We start from the raw sequence: 17,395 nt of genomic DNA, 5'->3' as shown, positions 1-17,395 counted from the left end.
TCGGGAACGGGCACACAGAGGCGTGCCACCGCCCGGAGCGACGGCGGGAGCGGAGCGGGGGAAGACGGCATTTGGCGACCGAGGCCGCCTCACGGAGTGAGGCAGGAGAGCCCGTGAAGTCCGGCGAGGCCCTCTCGTGGCGGGTCAGCCCGGTGACTCCGGCGTGGATGCGTTCCTACCGGTTCCGTGCCGTGGTGGGCGATCTGTGCGGGGCGGGCATCGGGTCCGCCGCCGCCTTCTGCGGCAGGTTCGGCGGGTTCACCCCTTACGTGCTGCCGTACCTGCTGGTCAGCGTGGCGCTGCCGTGGGTGTGGATCTGCGCGGTCGCGCTCAACCGGGCCTACGAGCCCCGCATGATCGGCGCCGGCTCCGAGGAGTTCCGGCGCGTCGTGCACGCCGGCGTCGCGCTCACCGCGGCCACCGCGATCGGCTCGTACGTCACCAAGACCGACGTCGCCCGCGGCTACGTCGTGCTCGCGCTGCCCCTGGTCACGCTGCTCACGCTGGTCGCCCGCTACCTGCTGCGGCGCTCGCTCAACCGGCGCAGGGCGGCCGGGGCCTGCATGCGCCGCGTGGTCGCGGTCGGCCATCCGGCCTCGATCGCCGAGCTGGTCCACCTCTTCCGCAGGGAGCGCCACCACGGCATGGACGTCGTGGCCGCCTGCCTGCCCTACGGCGAGCCGCCCGGCGTGCTGACCGAGGTGCCCGTCGCGGGCGACTTCGGCGACGTGCCGCTGGTCGTCGACCAGGTGCGCGCCGACACCGTGGCGGTGCTGGCCTGCCCCGAGATGGACGGCGACGCGCTGCGCCGGCTGGCCTGGCGGCTGGAGCGCACCCACACCGAGCTGGTCGTCGCCCCCGCCCTGATGGACGTCGCCGGCCCGCGCACGATGATCCGGCCGGCCGCCGGGCTGCCGCTGCTGCACGTCGAGCACCCCGAGCTGACCGGCGCCCGGCAACTGGTCAAGAACGTCTTCGACCGCGTGGTCGCCGCCGCGCTGCTGGTGCTGCTGTCGCCCCTGCTGGCGACCCTGGCCGTGGCCGTGCGGGGCACGAGCCCGGGGCCCGCGCTGTTCCGCCAGACCCGGATCGGCAAGGACGGCAGGCCGTTCACGATCCTGAAGTTCCGTACCATGCGGCGCGGCTCGGAGCAGCAGAAGATCACCCTCGTCAGCGACCACGACGGCGTGCTGTTCAAGATCCGCAACGATCCGCGCGTGACGCCGCTCGGCACGCTGATGCGCCGCCACTCCCTCGACGAGCTGCCCCAGCTCATCAACGTGCTCCTCGGACACATGTCGCTCGTCGGCCCGCGCCCGCCGCTTCCGGAGGAGGTGGCGCGCTACGGTGACGACGTGCGCAGACGGCTTCTGGTGCGTCCGGGGCTGACCGGGCTGTGGCAAGTGAGCGGGCGATCTGACCTATCGTGGGAGGAATCCGTCCGTCTCGACCTGCGTTACGTGGAGAACTGGTCCCTCACGCTGGACCTGCAGATCCTGTGGAAGACTTGGTCGGCCGTCGCCCGCGGGCAAGGAGCATATTGATGACGATTCGCGACGACCACGCCGTGGCCGGCGACCTGGCGACGGAGGCGGGCGAGAGGCTGCTGCAGGTCCGCGAGCGCACCGGGTTCGGCGACTCCGCCGCGCTGCGCGCGGAGGGCGACCGGGCCGCGCACGTGTTCCTCATGGAGGCGCTGGCACGGTTGCGTCCCAGTGACAGTGTCCTGTCCGAGGAGGCCACCAGGGAGGAGCGGCTCGACCCGCGCAGGCTGGGCGCCGAGCGCGTGTGGATCGTCGATCCCCTCGACGGCACGCGCGAGTTCTCCGAGGAGGGCCGGGCCGACTGGGCCGTGCACGTCGCGCTGTGGGAGCGCGGCAAGCTGACCGCGGGCGCCGTGGCGCTGCCCGCGCAGGGCCGTACGCTGACCACCGCCGAGCCGCCCGCCCTGCCGGCCTTCGAGAAGGGCCGCTTCCGCATCGCGGTGAGCCGCACCCGGCCGCCGGAGTTCGTCAAGAAGCTGGCCTACCTGCTGGGCGCCGACCTGGTGCCGATCGGCTCGGCCGGGGCGAAGATCTCCGCGGTGCTCACCGGCGAGGTCGAGGCGTACGTGCACGCCGGCGGCCAGTACGAGTGGGACTCCGCGGCCCCCGTCGCCGTCGCGCAGGCGGCCGGGGCGTTCGCCAGCCGCGTCGACGGCTCGGAGCTGACCTACAACCAAGCCGACCCGTCACTACCGGATATCCTGGTTTCCCTACCGGAGCTGGCGACATCCCTGCTCGCCGGAATTCGGGACCTGCATCGCTAACCGCCGGAGGAAGCGCCCATGCTCCAGCGCGACTACACGACGTCGCAGCTCGACGTACTCGAAGCCGAGGCCATTCACATCATGCGCGAGGTGGCGGCGGAGTTCGAGCGGCCGTGTCTGCTCTTCTCCGGCGGCAAGGACTCGATCGTCATGCTGCGCATCGCGGAGAAGGCGTTCTGGCCCGCGGCCATCCCGTTCCCGCTGATGCACGTCGACACCGGGCACAACTTCGACGAGGTCATCGAGTTCCGCGACCGCCGTTCCGAGGAGCTGGGCGCGCGCCTGATCGTGGCCAGCGTGCAGGAGTCGATCGACAGCGGCCGGGTGGTCGAGGAGACCGGCCGGCGCGCCTCGCGCAACCGCCTGCAGACCACCACGCTGCTCGACGCGATCGAGGAGCACGAGTTCGACGCCGTCTTCGGCGGCGCCAGGCGGGACGAGGAGAAGGCCCGCGCCAAGGAGCGCGTGTTCTCCTTCCGCGACGACTTCGGCCAGTGGGACCCGAAGAACCAGCGCCCCGAGCTGTGGAACCTCTACAACTCCCGCATCCGCAAGGGCGAGCACATCCGGGTCTTCCCGCTGTCCAACTGGACCGAGCTCGACATCTGGGACTACATCCGGCGTGAGGGCATCGAGATCCCCTCGATCTACTTCTCGCACACCCGCAAGGTGTTCGAGCGCGACGGCATGCTGCTGCCCGACTCCGACGTCGTGTCCCGCGGCGACGACGAGCCGCTGTTCGAGGCCGTCGTGCGCTACCGCACGGTCGGCGACATGACCTGCACCGGCGCCGTGCAGTCCACGGCCGCCACGGTCGAGGAGATCATCGAGGAGATCGCGGCCACCCGGATCACCGAGCGGGGGGCCACCAGGGCCGACGACCGCTCGTCCGAGGCCGCCATGGAGGACCGCAAGCGAGAGGGCTACTTCTGATGGACATTCTTCGCTTTGCCACCGCGGGAAGCGTCGACGACGGCAAGTCCACCCTCATCGGACGGTTGCTCTTCGACTCCAAGGCCATCTTCGAGGACCAGCTCGAAGCGGTCGAGCGCACCTCCCGCGACCGCGGCACCGAGTACACCGACCTGTCGCTGCTGACCGACGGCCTGCGGGCCGAGCGCGAGCAGGGCATCACGATCGACGTGGCCTACCGCTACTTCGCCACGCCCAAGCGCAAGTTCATCATCGCCGACACGCCCGGCCACATCCAGTACACCAGGAACATGGTCACCGGCGCCTCCACGGCCGACCTGGCGATCATCCTCATCGACGCGCGCAAGGGCGTGCTGGAGCAGTCGCGCCGGCACGCGTTCCTGACCTCGCTGCTGCGCGTGCCGCACCTGGTGCTGGCCGTGAACAAGATGGACCTGGTCGACTACTCCCAGGAGCGGTTCGAGGAGATCCGGGAGGAGTTCACCTCCTTCGCCTCCAAGCTCAACGTGAGCGACCTGACGTTCATCCCGATCTCCGCGCTCAACGGCGACAACGTCGTCTCGCGTTCGGAGAACATGCCCTGGTACCTCGGCACGTCCCTGCTCCACCACCTGGAGAACGTGCACATCGCCTCCGACCGCAACCTGGTCGACGTGCGCTTCCCCGTCCAGTACGTGATCCGTCCGCAGAAGGCGACCGACCACGCCTTCCACGACTACCGCGGCTACGCGGGCCAGGTCGCGGGCGGGGTGCTCAAGCCGGGCGACGAGGTGGTGCACCTGCCGTCCGGGCTGAGCACGCGGATCGCCTCGATCGACACGTTCGACGGGCCGGTGGAGGAGGCGTTCCCGCCCATGTCGGTCACGCTGCGCTTCGAGGACGACCTCGACATCTCGCGCGGCGACATGATCGCCAGGCCCAACAACCAGCCGCACGCGGCCCAGGAGCTGGAGGCCATGGTCTGCTGGATGGCCGACGGCCTCAAGCTGACCCCGCGCACCAAGCTGACGATCAAGCACACCACCCGCACGGCGCGGGCGCTGGTGCGCGACCTGCACTACCGGCTCGACGTCAACACGCTGCACCGGGACGAGGAGGCCACCGCCCTCGGCCTGAACGAGATCGGCCGGGTCTCGCTGCGGGTCACCCAGCCGCTGTTCGTCGACGACTACGCCCGCAACCGGCTGACCGGCGGCTTCATCCTCGTGGACGAGGCCACCAACGGCACGGTCGGCGCCGGCATGATCATCGACGCCAGCTGAGCGTCACGGAACGGCCCGGCGGCACCACGCCGGGCCGTTCGCCGTTTCGGTAGATCTTTGCGGGGTTTCCTGACCATCTGATTACCCTCCGCGCTAGGGTCGTCGCGTTCCGTGTTGGCGACGTGAAGGCCCTCCCCTGTGACCGACCGCGCATCCGCCACCCGAGTGATCTTCCTCGGTGGCCTCGGCCGTAGTGGCACCACCCTGCTGGAGCGGCTGCTCGCCGAGCTGCCCGGCGTCGTGGCGCTCGGCGAGGTGGTCCACCTGTGGTCGAGAGGCGTGCTGGCCGGAGAGCCGTGCGGCTGCGGCGCCGCCTTCGCCGCCTGCGACTTCTGGCGGCAGGTGGGCCGGGCGGCGTTCGGCGGATGGCGGCCGTCGCTGGCCGAGCGGGTGCTCACGCTGCGGCAGCGGGTCGATCGCACCCACCGCATGGGGCGCATCGCGCATCCCGACCTGGCCGAGTACGCGCGGGCGTACCGGAGGGTCTACGAGGCGACCGGCGCGCCCGTCGTGATCGACTCCAGCAAGCACGCCTCCCTCGCCCACTGCCTGGTCGCGGCCGGCATGGACGTACGCGTCGTGCACGTCGTCCGGGATCCGCGGGCGGTGGCCCACTCCTGGCGCAGGACCGTCGAGCGGCCCGAGGACGGGCGTCCCATGACCCGCTGGGGGCCGCTGCGCACATCCCTCCACTGGACGGCCCAGAACGCCGGCCTCGAGCTCCTCGCCCGCCAGGGGGCCCTGGTGACCCGGGTGCGCTACGAAGACCTGGTCGCCGCTCCGGAGCCCACGCTGACCGCGCTGGCCGGCTTCCTCGGGCTCGACGTTCCCGGCCTGCCGTTCCTGGAGGGCACGACGGCGCGGCTCGGGCCCGCGCACACCGCGTCCGGCAATCCGATGCGGTTCCAGGTCGGAGGGATCCGGCTGCGGTGCGACGACTCGTGGCGTTCGGGGCTGCCCGTCCGCGACCGGCGGTTGGTCGCCGCGCTCACCTGGCCCCTGCGCGTCCGGTACGGCTACCGGGAGGCCGCCGCGTGAGCGCGCCGCCGTCCGTGGGGGTGGTGATCCCGACCCGCGGCGACCGGCCCGGGATGCTGCGCGAGGCCGTGGCGGCGGTGCTGGCCCAGGACCATCCGGGGCGGCTGGCCGTGGTCGTGGTCCACGATGGCGGGCGCGGGCGCGTGGGGCCGGAGCTTGGCGTGCCCGTCCTGGCCAACCGGCGTACCCCGGGGCTGCCGGGGGCGCGCAACACCGGCATCGCGGCCCTCGACACCGATCTCGTCGCCTTCTGCGACGACGACGACCTGTGGCTGCCGGGCAAGCTCGCCGCCCAGACGCGGGCGCTGGCGGCCACCGGCGGCGAGTTCGCGAGCTGCGCCATCGAGGTCGAGCACGGCCGGCGCCGGGTGGCCAGGCTCGCCGGCGCGGACACGGTGACCACGGCCGACCTCCTGCGGTCGCGCATGGTGATGGTGCACTCCTCGACGTTCCTGTTCCGGCGCGGGGCCCTGTGGGCCGACGAGAGCGCCCCCGGGGGCCAGAACGAGGACTGGGACCTGGCCCTGCGCGCGTCCCGGCGGCGGCCGATCACGCATGTCGACCGGCCGCTCGTCCGGGTGCGGTGGGGTGGTTCGTCCTACTACGCGGCCCGCTGGGCGGACCGGATCGCCGGGCTCGACTGGATGCTCGACCGCCATCCCGAGCTGGCCGCCGACCGGCGCGGCGCGGCCCGGGTCTACGGCCAGCTCGCCTTCGCGTACGCGGCGCTCGGGCGGCGGCGCACCGCGGTCCGGTGGGCGGTGCGCGCGTTCGGGGCGCGGCCGGGTGAGCCGCGGGCGCCGATCGCGCTGGCCGTCGCGGCGGGGATCGTCCCGGCCGCGACCGTGCTCGGGCTGCTGCACGGACGGGGGCACGGCATATGACCCCGCCCAGGACCCGCGTCCCGGCCGTCCCCGTCCAGCGCCCGTCCACCTCGAACCCCGCTGCCGACCCCGCGACCGCCCGCGGCCGTGCCGCCGAGTCCGCGCGGGCCCGCGCGGCCGGGCCGGGGGCTGCCCGCATTCTCCCGTCCGAGCGGCCGGCGGGTCGCGGGGTCGCCCAGGCCGGGCGTCGGGGGCGTGCGGGGGAGCGCGTCCGGGTCGGCGGCGTCGGCCTGGACGCCGTCACCGAGGCCGACGTGGTGCGCTGGGTGGCGGCCGAGGCCGCGGCCGGACGGGGCGGCCGCATCGTGACGCCCAACGTCGACATCTGCCGGGCCGTCGCCCGCGACCCCGCCCTCCAGGAGCTCGTGGGCTCGGCCGAGATCGTGGTGGCCGACGGCATGCCGCTGGTGTGGGCGGCCAGGCTGCTCGGCACCCCGCTGCCCGAACGGGTCACCGGCGCCGACCTGATCTGGTCGCTCAGCGAGGTGGCCGCGGCCCGCGACTGGCCGGTGTACCTGCTGGGCGGGCCGCCCGGGGTGGCCGAGCTGGCCGCGGGCGAGCTCAGGAGCTGCCGTCCCGGGCTGAAGGTGGCGGGGGTGCACGCGCCGCCGTACCACTTCGACGACACGGCGGAGGGGAGGGAGCGGGTGCGGCGCCGGGTGGTCGCGGCGCGGCCCCGCCTGGTGTTCGTCGGGCTGGGCTTCCCCCGGCAGGACCTGCTCATCGCCGAGCTGCGCGAGGAGCTGCCGCAGGCGTGGTTCGTCGGCTGCGGGGCGGCCATCGCCTTCGCCGCCGGCACGGTCCAGCGGGCGCCGCGCTGGATGCGGCGGGCCGGGCTGGAGTGGGCGTTCCGGCTGATGAGCGAGCCAGGACGGCTGGCGCGGCGCTACCTCGTGGACGACCTCCCCTTCGCGGTACGCCTGCTCGCCGGCTGCCTGCTGACCAGGCTCAGGCGGTGAGGGCCCGGACCCGGGCCGCCTCCGCCGGAGTGAGCCCCCGGGCCGCCGCGGCCAGCGCCTGACGGGAGTCCATCGGACGGAAGGCCGTACGGGACAGCCCAGACCAGGCGAAGGCCGCCGACCGGCGGGACGGCGTGGTGCAGGCCCGGACGATCCGCCGTTCGGCGGACGGTGACCACGGCAGGCCCGCATGGGCGTAGAGACGCCGGAAACCGGCGACCGGATCCCCGGCCAGCGACTCGTACGAGGCGACCAGGACGCCGGGCGTGGCGGCCAGCACCGACCGCGCGGCCCGCCACAGGGCGGCGATCGTGGCCAGGTCGTCGGCGGAGCCGAGCAGCGGGTGCAGGTTCAGCAGGCCGGGATGGTCGCGGACGAGCAGCGGCTGGCCGAGCAGGTCGCCGACGTCGAACCGCCACCCGAGACGGCGCCAGCTCGCCACGAACGACACCGGATCGCGGACGAGGACGATGACCGCGCACCCCAGCCGCCGGGCGAACCAGCCCGCCGACAACACCGCGAACGGGTCGTCGAGCAGCGCCCGTCGCCCGGCCAGGCGGCCGAACGCGAACGCGGTGCCGTAGCGCGCCAGGCGGGCCAGGTCGTAGGGGGAGCGGTTGGCGCGCAGCTCGGCGAGCCAGTGGTAGCGCAGGGCGACCGTGTCGCGGAAGGCGGGCAGGAAGCCGTCGGCGTTGTCGTCGCAGATGTACTGGAACCGGTGGGCGACCTCGGCCCGCAGCACGCCGGGGCAGCGGCCGGGCGGGTGCTGCGGGTTGAGCGGCTCGTTGACGTAGACCAGGCCGCCCCCGGCGGTGAGCATCTTGCCGGCCCAGCTCGTGCCGCTCCTCGGCAGGCCGGTGACCAGGACGGGCGCGTTCACGCGGCCGCCGCCCAGGTGCGCGGGCGCAGGGCGGGCAGGGTGTGGCGGCCGAACGGGTGCAGGCCGTAGCGGTGGTGGAGCTGCCACAGCGGCAGCAGGTTCTTCACGATCACCCCGCCTGACCAGCCGACGACCGCGCCGAACGCCCCCTGGGAGGGGATCAGGGCCAGGTCGAGCGCGATCGTGCAGCCGACCGCGGCCAGCAGGTTGAGCAGGCTGGCCAGGGTGTGGCCGGCGGCGGTCAGGACGACGTCGACCATGCCGCAGGCGGAGGCCACCAGCATGGTCCCGGCCAGGACGAGGGCGATGGGGGCGGCGGCGCCGTACGCGGGGCCGAAGACGCGCAGCAGCCACGGCGCGAGGACGGCGTAGCCCAGCCACACCGGCCAGGTCAGCAGCACCAGCCAGATCGTGGTGGCCTGGTACAGCTCGCGCGCGCGGCCGAGCTCCCCGTCGGCGAGCGCCCGGACCAGCCGCTCCTGCACGGCCTGCGCCAGCCCCTGGTTGGCGAGCTGCCCGACGACCCGGAACCGGGTGGCGGCCGTGTAGACGGCGGCCTGGGCCGGCCCGGCGAGCAGGGCGACGACCACGATGTCCAGCCGCTGGAACACCGCCTGGATGGCGCCGGCGGCGGACCGCGGCGCGGTGTAGCGCCACAGGTCACGCCCGGTCCCCGGCAGGTACGGCGTGCGCGGCGCCCGTCCGCGCAGGCCGGCGAGGGCCAGGACGAGCAGCGGCAGGAAGGGCAGCGCCCAGGCCGCCGGCAGCCACTGCGGCGCGTGCGCGAGAGCCGCCCAGGTGACGAGCACGAGCTGCGCGGCGGGCAGCAGCACGCCGTCCAGCAGCACGGTGGGCCGCATCGAGCCGAACCCCCGGGTGGCGGCCAGCGCGATGTCGCCGAGCACGATGACCGGCAGGGCCCAGGCCAGCAGCCCGATGCGCGGCTCCAGCAGCACCCCGGCCGCGCAGGCGGCCAGCGCGCACGGCAGCATGGCCGCCCGGAAATAGCCGGAGATACCGCGATAGCCGTACGTCCTGGCCCGCGCGATGAAGTAGACCAGCCCGTTGCCGGCGTCCAGCTTGGCGATGCCGGCCGCCATCAGGGCCAGGGCCGTCACGCTGAAGAACGCGCCCGCCTGCGCCGGGCTGAACGCCCTGGTCACCACCACGGCCACCAGGAACTGCGCCAGCGCGCTCACCCCGGCCCCGGTCAGCCCGGCGATCCCGCGCCGGACCATCACCGGCGCCACGACGGCTCACCGCCCAGCCAGCGCGTCAGCCGCGCGTCGTAGGGCTCGAAATGGTCCCTGAGCGCCTGCTCCAGCACCTTGGGCACGGGCCGGGGCAGCGGCCGGCCGTTGTGCCGCTCGAACGCCGGATAGCCCAGGTGCGGCACCGTCAGGAACTCCAGCACGCGGTCGTAGGCGGTCTCCGGCTCGGCGAAGAACCGGTGGCTGTCGAGCACCAGGATCCGGTCGCGGCCGAAGAGCGGTTCGAGGCGGTCGAGCTGGTCGGCGTACCGGCCGCGGGCCAGGTAGGCGTGGTGGCGGTGGGAGTGGTGCTCGGCGAACGGCGACACGCGCAGGCTCTCCTCGGCCCCGGCCAGCCGTCCGGCCTCCAGCTCAAGGGCGGATTCGAGGTGGGACTCGGACTCGAAGCCCCTGGCCAGCTCGTGGGCGTGGGCCGAACAGGCCCGCTCGACCGGGTCGCGGACCAGGACGATCAGCTTGACCCCGGGCAGGTCGGCGGCGATCCGCTCACCGGCCAGCGGATGGAACAGGTAGTAGGGGGACGACTCGAACGCCTGGGTGCGGCCGCCGTACCGGTGGGCCAGCAGCGCCGCGCCCGCGCGCAGCGGGAAGTGCGCCTGGTACCAGGTCATCGGCCGGTGGTAGCCGACGTCGAAGTAGTGGACCCCCTTGTGCAGGACGGGCTTGAGCAGCAGCGGGTGCTGGGCCAGCGCCCGGTAGAGCGAGGTCGTGCCGCACCGCTGCGCCCCCACGATCAGGAACGACGGCAGCACCCGCGCGCCCGACGTGAACCGGCCCGCCAGCCGCGAGAAGGACAGCACCGGCCGCTTCAGCGTCCTCATGGCAGCAGCTCCTCGTGGTCGACGGCCGGGTTGAGCCAGGTCTCTGGCGGCCCGAGCGGGCAGTGGCCGTCGGCGGCGTGCCGGTCGGCCAGCACGATGAGGTAGTGCAGCGCCGTCCGCCTGGCCTCGGCCGACGACAGGCCGAGCGGGGCCAGCTCGCGGGGCGCCCTGGCCACGCAGGCGCGGGCCGCCGTGGGCGGGTCCATCCTGCGCAGCGCCCGCTGGAAGAGGTGGTGCGCGGCGTCGAGGCCGTAGGGGACGCCGGTCTCGTACCGCTCCCAGTCCCAGACGAGCAGCCGGCCGTCGGCGGAGGGGCAGATGTTCCACGGGGACAGGTCGCCGTGCCAGGCCGGCACCGGGCCGCCGGTGGTGGCGATCTCCATGATGGCGGCGTTCAGCAGGGCCGGGGGCACCCGGCCGCGCCGTACGGGCAGCGGTGAGAGCGCCAGCACGGGCAGGCCGCGCCACTCGCCGTGGTGCAGCACGTCGGGCACGACGACGGTCTTCAGCGGCGTCGCGGCCAGCGCGCGCAGCGCGGCCGCCTCGCGGCCGACCAGCTCGCGGGCGAGCGGGCTGTCGCCGACCTTCACGTACGCCAGCAGCCGCCCCCCGGCACGGGCCTCCAGGACGGGCTTGCGGTTGGGCCGCAACGCCGGACGCACGTGCAGCACGGTCTCCACGGGCGCGTCGAAGACCTCGCCCAGATAGGCCGCCACGGACCCCTCCAGCGGCACGGTGACCGCGCCCCCCACGTGCCACCAGCGCCGCGGGGCCAGCCGGCGGGGCAGCACCCGGTGCGGCAGCACCGAGTACGGCCGCGGCGACCCTGGCCCCGGGTACAGCAGGCGCACGGTCTCGCGGAGGTATCCGAGCCGCGCGGCGGCGTCCTTCATGCGTTTCTCCACAGCAGGGCGAACGAGATGAGATAGAGGCTCAGCGGCGTCACCAGGCCGTCGTAGACGAACATGTAGAGCAGCACGAGGCCCATCACCAGCACCCCGGCCAGCCCGATCGGGGAGCGGTCGGCCCAGTGGCGGCGGATGGCGCCGAGGAAGAAGGCCACGTAGAGTGCGGCCCCGGTGAAGCCCTGGGTGATCAGCAGCAGCCAGAGCTGCCCGTCGCTGCCGAGCGGCGGGTGCCCGCACGCCGCGCACCACTGGGTCTTGCCCGTGGTGATCGAGCGGTGGTTGCCGAGCGAGTTGCGGGTGTTGCCGTAGCCGATGACCGGCGAGTGGCGGGCCGCGGCGACCGTGGCGGTCATCGTGAAGGCCCGGACGTCGTTGGAGTGCGGTCTGTCCAGCCGCTGGGCGAACACCGAGGCCAGCGGGCTGAGCGCGAACGCCACCAGCCCGGCCGCCACCGCCCCGCACAGCACGACCCTGGTCCGGCCCGCCACCCGCACGATCAGGTACGCCACGGCCAGCCCGAGCCCGATCCACAGGCCGCGGTTGAGCGAGTACACGACCGGGATCGCGGCCAGGGCGATCACCAGCACCGCCAGCACCCGGCGCCACCGCCCGCCGTACGTCCACCAGCCGACGACGAACCAGATGAGCAGCACCGAGGCGTTGCTGCCCCACGCGTTGGCCCACTCGAAGGGCGCCTCCGGCCTGGGGGAGGAGTAGCCGAGCACCTTCTGGGTCTGGGCGGCCGTGGGATGGATGAGGTTCTGGACGAAGGAGTTCTCGCTGATCCAGCCGGGCAGCAGCAGCTCGACCGGCGAGGTGAAGGCGAAGTGCGGGACCAGGACGCCGAGCAGGCCGCCGGCGACCGTCGTCAGGAACAGCACGCCGAGCCAGCGCACCAGGCGCAGCTGCGGCAGCTCGCGCTCGGTCAGGTTGCCCAGGTAGAGCACCATGACCAGGACGGACACGTACAGGGCCAGGCGCATGGCCCAGCCGACCAGGCGGCCGGGGCTGAAGTCGCCGTACGTGCCGGGCGGCAGCTCGTCCAGCATCATCGCGCTCAGCAGGTAGCCGGCCAGCAGCAGCAGCCACAGGCCGAACCCGTGGGGGACCCGGACCGGCCGGCGCCGCCACAGGATCACCGCCATCGGCACGGCCAGGACGATCACCGACAGGCCGCCGAACCCCAGCGCCCACCAGATCGGGTAGCCGAGCAGGAGCGCCGCGATCGGCCAGGCTGGTCCTGTCACGTCTGCTTGCGCTGCCGGTGGTGGAACGACTGCATGGGCGTGGTCTCGGCAGCCAGGCTCACCTCCAGCTCGCCGGTGGCGACGAGCTTGCCGAGCGAGGTGTGGGTACGCGGCTCCAGCAGCGGGACGAACTCCGGCACCGCGTCGGTCGCCGTCACCACGCCCACGACCGGCACGTCGTGCCGCTCCAGATGGCGGGCGGCCGCCGTCACCTCCGGCGAGGTGACCCGGCCCAGCCCGACCAGCAGCAGGGCGGCGTCGGCCCGCGCCAGGTCGCGGACGTCGGAGCCGTCGAGCACCGACAGCGGCGCGCTGATGGCCAGCGGCTCGGCCAGCGAGGAGGCGTAGAGGTCGGCGGGCAGCGACCGGACCAGCAGCTGCTTGCCGGGGCAGGCCGCGACCACGGCGCAGGCCAGCTCGTGCAGCACGCCGTGCTCGCGGGAGGCGGACAGGTCGGTCAGCACGGGCAGCCCGGTCAGCCGCTCGACGTCGGCGGCCGTGCGCAGCCGGGTGTCGAGCCGATCGCGGGCGTAGGCCGCCGCCGCGCCGAGCAGCAGGCCGGCCATCAGGCCGGTGCCCAGGTAGAGCGGCAGGCTGGGGGAGCTCGGCCGGGTCGGCGGCAGCGCCTCGCTGATGACCGAGCCGGGGGTCACCGCGACCGTGCGCAGGGCGTCGTACTTGAGCGTCAGGCTGGCGGCCTGCCGGTTGAGCACGCTCTGGCGCTGGGTGGCGATGGCGTGCTCGGCGCCGCCCTTGGGCAGGCGGCCGACCTCTTTGATGGCCGCGTCGAGGGCGGCGTCGACCTGCTTGAGCTTGGCCAGCACCGCCTGCTGCCGCTCGGCCATCGCGGCCTTCGCGCTCTCGCGCCTGTTGGCCAGGTAGGCGTCGGCGTAGGCCCGGGACTGCGCGGCGGCGGCCACGGGATCGGCGTCGGTCACCGAGACCCACAACACGGCCGAGTTGGGCGGGACGGAGACCTCGACCGGCTGCGGCGCGGTGATCCGCAGGGCCTGGGCGACCCGCGCCGAGACGACCGCCGACTGGGCGATCTGGGCCTCGGTGTCGAGGTTGAGCGGCTCGCGCTGCCGGTTGCTCACCTGGTTGCCCTGGTCCTGACCGTCGACGGGGGTGACCAGGACCTGGGTGATCGCGGTGTAGGCCGGCGGGGTGGCCCGCAGCAGGGCGAGCCCGGCGGTGCCGCCGACCACGACGCAGCCGACGAGCAGCAGCCACCGCCTGCGCAGCAGGGAGAGGTGCTCGTCCAGGTCGGCGCCCGGGCGGCGCGCCTGGAGGTCCGGCGACGGGCTCATGGGGACGGTCTCCTGGAGGGGATGCGCGCTGTCGCGGATGGGCGACGCTGCGTCACTCGGCGCAGCGTGCGCCCACTATAGGCCGGACGGATATTACCCAAGTCGAATACTGAAGATTTTTTCCGGTACGGCCGCGAAGATGCCCCTTTTTGAATGGATATTTCCGCAAAATGCGGGTGGCAGGTCGGGTGCCGTGAGCTGGGCAGACGGGCACACTGGCTGAAGTTCGAGGAATGGCATGGCAAGGTTCAGGTTTGATAGGCGGGGGTCCGTCGACAAGGGGGTTGGAAGGCGTTGCAGCTTCGGGGCTTTTCTCATTTCGCGTCTTTCGCGATGAAGTGTCACTTCGCGACTTTCGCGACGAAAACCGCAATCACCTGCGCGGTGCTCGCCCTCCTGGCCGCCTGCTCGACGGCCGAGGGCACGCCCGCCCGGGTCGACACCAGCACGGCCGAGCTGGCCGGCGCGCCCTCCTGCGCGGTCACCGCCAGGCTCATCCCCTCCTGCGGCGCCTGGTGGGGCGTGGCGCCCGAGGTCTTCACCGGCGCTCCCGTGGCCGAGGCGCTGCGCGGGGCCGAGTCGCGCATGGGCGCCGCCGCCGACGTGCTGCACGTCTACCATCGCGGCAGCGAGCTGTTCCCCACCCAGCAGGAGATCGGCCTGGCCCGCGACCCGGCCCGTCCGCGGCTGCTCATGATCAACTGGAAGCCGTCGCTCGACCGCACCTGGGCCGACATCGCCGACGGCGCCCTCGACCGGCGGATCGACCGCCTGGCCGACCACCTCAGGCGCACCTTCCCCGAACGCTTCTTCCTCACCCTCCACCACGAGCCGGAGAACGACGTGGACGCCCGCTCGGGGTCGGGCATGCAGGCCGGCGACTACGCGGCGATGTTCCGGCACGTCGTGCTCCGGCTGCGCGAGCGCGGGGTGAAGAACGCCGTGACGGTGATGACGTACATGGGGGCGCCCAACTGGGCGGCCAAGCCCTGGTTCGAGGATCTCTACCCCGGTGACGACGTGGTCGACTGGGTGGCCATGGACCCGTACGCCGACGACCGGGTGCACGACTTCGACGGGCTGGTGAACAAGACCCGCAAGGAGTACGGGCGCTGGCCGGGGTTCTACCGGTGGATGCAGGCGCGCTTCCCCGGCAAGCCGGTCATGGTGGCCGAGTGGGGGGTGTTCGAGCGGCCGGCCGACCGGGCCTTCAAACGGCGCTTCTTCGAGTCGGTGCTGAGACAGATCAAGCGGTATCCGCAGATCAAGGCGTTGCTGTACTTCGACTCGCCGCAGGCGCCGCGCGGCAACACGAGCTTCGACTCCGACCCGGGCGCGGCCCGCGCCTTCACCCAGCTCGCCCGCGACCGCTACTTCCGCTCGACCCGCGTACCACGACCTTAACGCCGCGCTTCCTGGGGAGCCTCGACGGCTGCGGCCGCGGCTCCGTCGCCGCGCCGGGCCAGATCGCCGGCGCGCAGCCGCCAGCCGGCGAAGGTGACCGCGCAGGCGGCGACGAGCAGCCAGGCGGTGACGGCGTTGCCGACGTCCAGGAGTTTGAGGGCGGAGGCGAGCAGGACGATTGCCAGCAGGGCTCGGATCAGGCCGCCCGGGGCGCGTGAGGAGATCCGCGCGCCAAGGTAGACGCCGGGGATCGAGCCGATCAGCAGCGAGAGCGTGAGCTCCAGCTTGAAGTCGCCGAACATCAGGTGGCCGAGCGCGGCCGCGGCGACCAGGGGCACGGCCTGCACCAGGTCGGTGCCGACGAGCTGGTTGGCCTTGAGCGCCGGATAGAGCACGAGCAAGGCCACGATGATCAGCGACCCCGACCCCACGGACGAGACGCCGACCACGAGCCCGCCTACCATACCGACCAGTAGGGTCGGAATTGGGCGCACGACGATCTCGTGCGGGCTCGACGAGCCGCCCCGCGCGCCGAGCCAGCCCTTGACCGCCATGCCGACGACGGCCAGCAGCAGCGCCACGCCCAGCGCGTACTTGACCGCGTCCGTCACGGCGAACGCGCGGGCCAGGAACACCCCGCAGAACGCGGCCGGCACCGACCCGGCGCACAGCCAGCCGACCAGCCGCAGGTTGACCGTGCCCCGCCGCAGGTGGACGACGCCGCCGACCGGTTTCATGACGGCCGAGGCCACCAGGTCGCTGGAGACCGCGGCCAGCGGCGGGACGTTGAAGAACAACATCATCATCGGGGTCATCAGGGCCCCGCCGCCCATGCCGGTCAGGCCGACCACGATGGCGACGACGAAGGACCCGGCGACCAGCGCGAAATCGATCAACGTACCCACCCTCCGGACTGCAGCGCCCCCAGGACCTGGGAGACGGCCGCCTCGATCGAGATGTGCGTGGTGTCGATCACCAGATCGGCGTCGTCCGGCTCCTCGTAGGGGTCGGAGACGCCGGTGAACTCGGGGATCAGGCCGGCGCGGGCCTTGGCGTACAGGCCCTTGCGGTCGCGCCGCTCGCACTCGGCCAGCGGCGTGGCGACGTGCACGAGCAGGAAGTCGGCCCCGACGGACTCGACCGTCTCGCGCACCTCCTCGCGGGTGGCGGCGTAGGGGGCGATGGGGGCGCAGATCGCCAGGCCGCCGTGGCGGGCGGCCTCGGCCGCGACGAAGCCGATGCGCCGGATGTTCAGGTCGCGGTCGGCCTTGGAGAAGGTCAGGCCCTTGGACAGCAGGTGGCGCACGACGTCGCCGTCGAGGTAGGTGACGGTGCGGGTGCCGAGCTCCAGCAGGGCGTCCCGCAGGCCGCGGGCGATGGTGGACTTGCCCGAGCCGGACAGGCCGGTGAAGAAGACGACCAGGCCGCGGCGGTGGGGCGGGCCGGGGAGCGTGACGGGCTCGGGGCCCGCGTAGTGCTCGGTGGCGCCGTAGGCGGTGGCGACGTGCTCGCGCAGTTCGAGGTCGATCTCCGGCTCCGCGCGCGGCGCGAGGGGGACCGGGACCACGAGCGTGCCCTCCGGCAGGTGCTCCTTGGCGCGCAGCGCGGCGCGGACGACGCCGGGGCCCGCCTCGCCGTACGAGAGGGGGAGCAGCACGATCACCGCGTCGAGCTCCTTGGCGGTGGCGGCGATCTCGGTGAGGTCGTCGAGCGGCCCGCGCATCGTGACGGCCAGCGCGGGCCGGCCGCCGAGCTCGGCCCTGACCTGCGCGGGCGTGCGGCGCAGCCGGGCGAACGGGCCGTGCTCGGGCGCGCCGAGCGCCTTGAGCGGGCCCGAGGTCAGGCCGTCGGCCTCGTGCGCGGTCACGGTGAGGACGGCCAGCGGCAGGCCCTCGGGGTCGAGCAGCCGCACCTCGTCGCCGGGCGAGACCTCGGCGGGCAGGTGGAGGGTGACCGGCGCGGGCCAGGGGGTGCCGTCGGCGAGGGTGCCGCGTTCCTGCACGGCGTGCAGGTCGTCGTGGCCGAGGAAGCCGGTCAGCGGCTCGAACGCCCCGGACAGCAGCAGCTCAAGGTCGGCCAGCTCGTGCGCGTCCGGGGTCCACTCCACGGTTCCGACATCCCAACTATTCCGATTGAATTGGTAGGAAAGGAGTCTAGTCGCTCGGACCGT

16 protein-coding genes are annotated in these 17,395 nt (G+C 73.4%); 8 read left to right on the top strand and 8 right to left on the bottom strand.

Going from position 1 to position 17,395, the window contains the following annotated elements; genetic code table 11:
* The first annotated feature begins 167 nt into the window (after window positions 1–167).
* From ACIBQ8_RS16925 to ACIBQ8_RS16895, 7 genes are all read left to right on the top strand, one after another.
* On the top strand, window positions 168–1,544 hold the full coding sequence (locus tag ACIBQ8_RS16925) for a sugar transferase (RefSeq protein ID WP_397177142.1): 1,377 nt from the start codon (window positions 168–170) through the stop codon (window positions 1,542–1,544).
* The gene (locus ACIBQ8_RS16920) at window positions 1,544–2,308 is read left to right on the top strand and encodes a 3'(2'),5'-bisphosphate nucleotidase CysQ (RefSeq protein ID WP_397176767.1); all 765 of its coding nucleotides are present in this window, start codon (window positions 1,544–1,546) and stop codon (window positions 2,306–2,308) included. Before ACIBQ8_RS16925 ends, ACIBQ8_RS16920 begins: the two co-directional genes overlap by 1 nt.
* Window positions 2,309–2,326: 18 nt before the next feature.
* On the top strand, window positions 2,327–3,241 hold the full coding sequence (cysD, locus tag ACIBQ8_RS16915; protein WP_352321984.1) for a sulfate adenylyltransferase subunit CysD: 915 nt from the start codon (window positions 2,327–2,329) through the stop codon (window positions 3,239–3,241).
* Window positions 3,241–4,503: a sulfate adenylyltransferase subunit CysN gene (gene cysN / locus ACIBQ8_RS16910; RefSeq protein WP_397176769.1), complete on the top strand. Its 1,263-nt coding sequence runs from the start codon at window positions 3,241–3,243 to the stop codon at window positions 4,501–4,503. Before cysD ends, cysN begins: the two co-directional genes overlap by 1 nt.
* Window positions 4,504–4,641: 138 nt before the next feature.
* Complete coding sequence (locus ACIBQ8_RS16905) at window positions 4,642–5,541, top strand: sulfotransferase (protein ID WP_397176771.1); 900 nt, start codon at window positions 4,642–4,644, stop codon at window positions 5,539–5,541.
* Window positions 5,538–6,425, top strand: coding sequence for a glycosyltransferase family 2 protein (locus ACIBQ8_RS16900; RefSeq protein ID WP_397192352.1), 888 nt, complete (start codon window positions 5,538–5,540; stop codon window positions 6,423–6,425). The genes ACIBQ8_RS16905 and ACIBQ8_RS16900 overlap by 4 nt, the downstream gene beginning before the upstream one ends.
* Window positions 6,422–7,384, top strand: coding sequence for a WecB/TagA/CpsF family glycosyltransferase (locus ACIBQ8_RS16895; RefSeq protein ID WP_397192351.1), 963 nt, complete (start codon window positions 6,422–6,424; stop codon window positions 7,382–7,384). The genes ACIBQ8_RS16900 and ACIBQ8_RS16895 overlap by 4 nt, the downstream gene beginning before the upstream one ends.
* On the opposite strand, the gene ACIBQ8_RS16890 is transcribed toward ACIBQ8_RS16895, so the two are convergent.
* From ACIBQ8_RS16890 to ACIBQ8_RS16865, 6 genes are read right to left on the bottom strand one after another with little or no spacing between them, the layout of a single operon-like run.
* The gene (locus tag ACIBQ8_RS16890) at window positions 7,374–8,264 is read right to left on the bottom strand and encodes a sulfotransferase (RefSeq protein WP_397192350.1); all 891 of its coding nucleotides are present in this window, start codon (window positions 8,262–8,264) and stop codon (window positions 7,374–7,376) included. The genes ACIBQ8_RS16895 and ACIBQ8_RS16890 overlap by 11 nt on opposite strands.
* A complete protein-coding gene (locus ACIBQ8_RS16885; RefSeq protein ID WP_397176778.1) occupies window positions 8,261–9,514 on the bottom strand; it encodes a lipopolysaccharide biosynthesis protein in 1,254 nt (417 codons plus the stop codon). Before ACIBQ8_RS16885 ends, ACIBQ8_RS16890 begins: the two co-directional genes overlap by 4 nt.
* On the bottom strand, window positions 9,502–10,356 hold the full coding sequence (locus ACIBQ8_RS16880) for a sulfotransferase domain-containing protein (protein ID WP_397176780.1): 855 nt from the start codon (window positions 10,354–10,356) through the stop codon (window positions 9,502–9,504). Before ACIBQ8_RS16880 ends, ACIBQ8_RS16885 begins: the two co-directional genes overlap by 13 nt.
* Entirely contained in the window at window positions 10,353–11,249 is an 897-nt protein-coding gene (locus tag ACIBQ8_RS16875) for a hypothetical protein (RefSeq protein WP_397176781.1), read from the bottom strand. The genes ACIBQ8_RS16880 and ACIBQ8_RS16875 overlap by 4 nt, the downstream gene beginning before the upstream one ends.
* Window positions 11,246–12,511, bottom strand: a complete 1,266-nt coding sequence (locus tag ACIBQ8_RS16870) for an O-antigen ligase family protein (protein ID WP_397192349.1) — start codon at window positions 12,509–12,511, stop codon at window positions 11,246–11,248. The genes ACIBQ8_RS16875 and ACIBQ8_RS16870 overlap by 4 nt, the downstream gene beginning before the upstream one ends.
* Window positions 12,508–13,821, bottom strand: coding sequence for a Wzz/FepE/Etk N-terminal domain-containing protein (locus ACIBQ8_RS16865; protein ID WP_397192348.1), 1,314 nt, complete (start codon window positions 13,819–13,821; stop codon window positions 12,508–12,510). The genes ACIBQ8_RS16870 and ACIBQ8_RS16865 overlap by 4 nt, the downstream gene beginning before the upstream one ends.
* Before the next feature lie 384 nt (window positions 13,822–14,205).
* On the opposite strand from ACIBQ8_RS16865, the gene ACIBQ8_RS16860 reads away from it, so the two are divergent.
* Window positions 14,206–15,225: a glycoside hydrolase family 26 protein gene (locus ACIBQ8_RS16860; protein ID WP_397176786.1), complete on the top strand. Its 1,020-nt coding sequence runs from the start codon at window positions 14,206–14,208 to the stop codon at window positions 15,223–15,225.
* Here ACIBQ8_RS16860 and ACIBQ8_RS16855 read toward each other — a convergent pair.
* Together ACIBQ8_RS16855 and cysC are read right to left on the bottom strand one after the other, a co-directional pair.
* Complete coding sequence (locus ACIBQ8_RS16855) at window positions 15,222–16,121, bottom strand: sulfite exporter TauE/SafE family protein (protein WP_397192347.1); 900 nt, start codon at window positions 16,119–16,121, stop codon at window positions 15,222–15,224. The genes ACIBQ8_RS16860 and ACIBQ8_RS16855 overlap by 4 nt on opposite strands.
* Window positions 16,118–17,332, bottom strand: a complete 1,215-nt coding sequence (gene cysC, locus ACIBQ8_RS16850; RefSeq protein ID WP_397176789.1) for an adenylyl-sulfate kinase — start codon at window positions 17,330–17,332, stop codon at window positions 16,118–16,120. The genes ACIBQ8_RS16855 and cysC overlap by 4 nt, the downstream gene beginning before the upstream one ends.
* Window positions 17,333–17,395 lie beyond the last annotated feature (63 nt).

This window comes from Nonomuraea sp. NPDC049646 (genome assembly GCF_044465525.1).
In the GTDB taxonomy this organism is placed as follows: Bacteria; Actinomycetota; Actinomycetes; order Streptosporangiales; family Streptosporangiaceae; genus Nonomuraea.
Note: the sequence above shows the minus strand (reverse complement) of the source record. Positions and strands in the feature narration are given on the sequence as shown.

Coding starts and splice junctions, on each gene's coding strand:
- ACIBQ8_RS16925 (WP_397177142.1), top strand. CDS start 168: ATGCGTTCCTACCGGTTCCGTGCCGTGGTGGGCGATCTGTGCGGGGCG.
- ACIBQ8_RS16920 (WP_397176767.1), top strand. CDS start 1,544: ATGACGATTCGCGACGACCACGCCGTGGCCGGCGACCTGGCGACGGAG.
- cysD (WP_352321984.1), top strand. CDS start 2,327: ATGCTCCAGCGCGACTACACGACGTCGCAGCTCGACGTACTCGAAGCC.
- cysN (WP_397176769.1), top strand. CDS start 3,241: ATGGACATTCTTCGCTTTGCCACCGCGGGAAGCGTCGACGACGGCAAG.
- ACIBQ8_RS16895 (WP_397192351.1), top strand. CDS start 6,422: ATGACCCCGCCCAGGACCCGCGTCCCGGCCGTCCCCGTCCAGCGCCCG.
- ACIBQ8_RS16880 (WP_397176780.1), bottom strand. CDS start 10,356: ATGAGGACGCTGAAGCGGCCGGTGCTGTCCTTCTCGCGGCTGGCGGGC.
- ACIBQ8_RS16875 (WP_397176781.1), bottom strand. CDS start 11,249: ATGAAGGACGCCGCCGCGCGGCTCGGATACCTCCGCGAGACCGTGCGC.
- ACIBQ8_RS16865 (WP_397192348.1), bottom strand. CDS start 13,821: ATGAGCCCGTCGCCGGACCTCCAGGCGCGCCGCCCGGGCGCCGACCTG.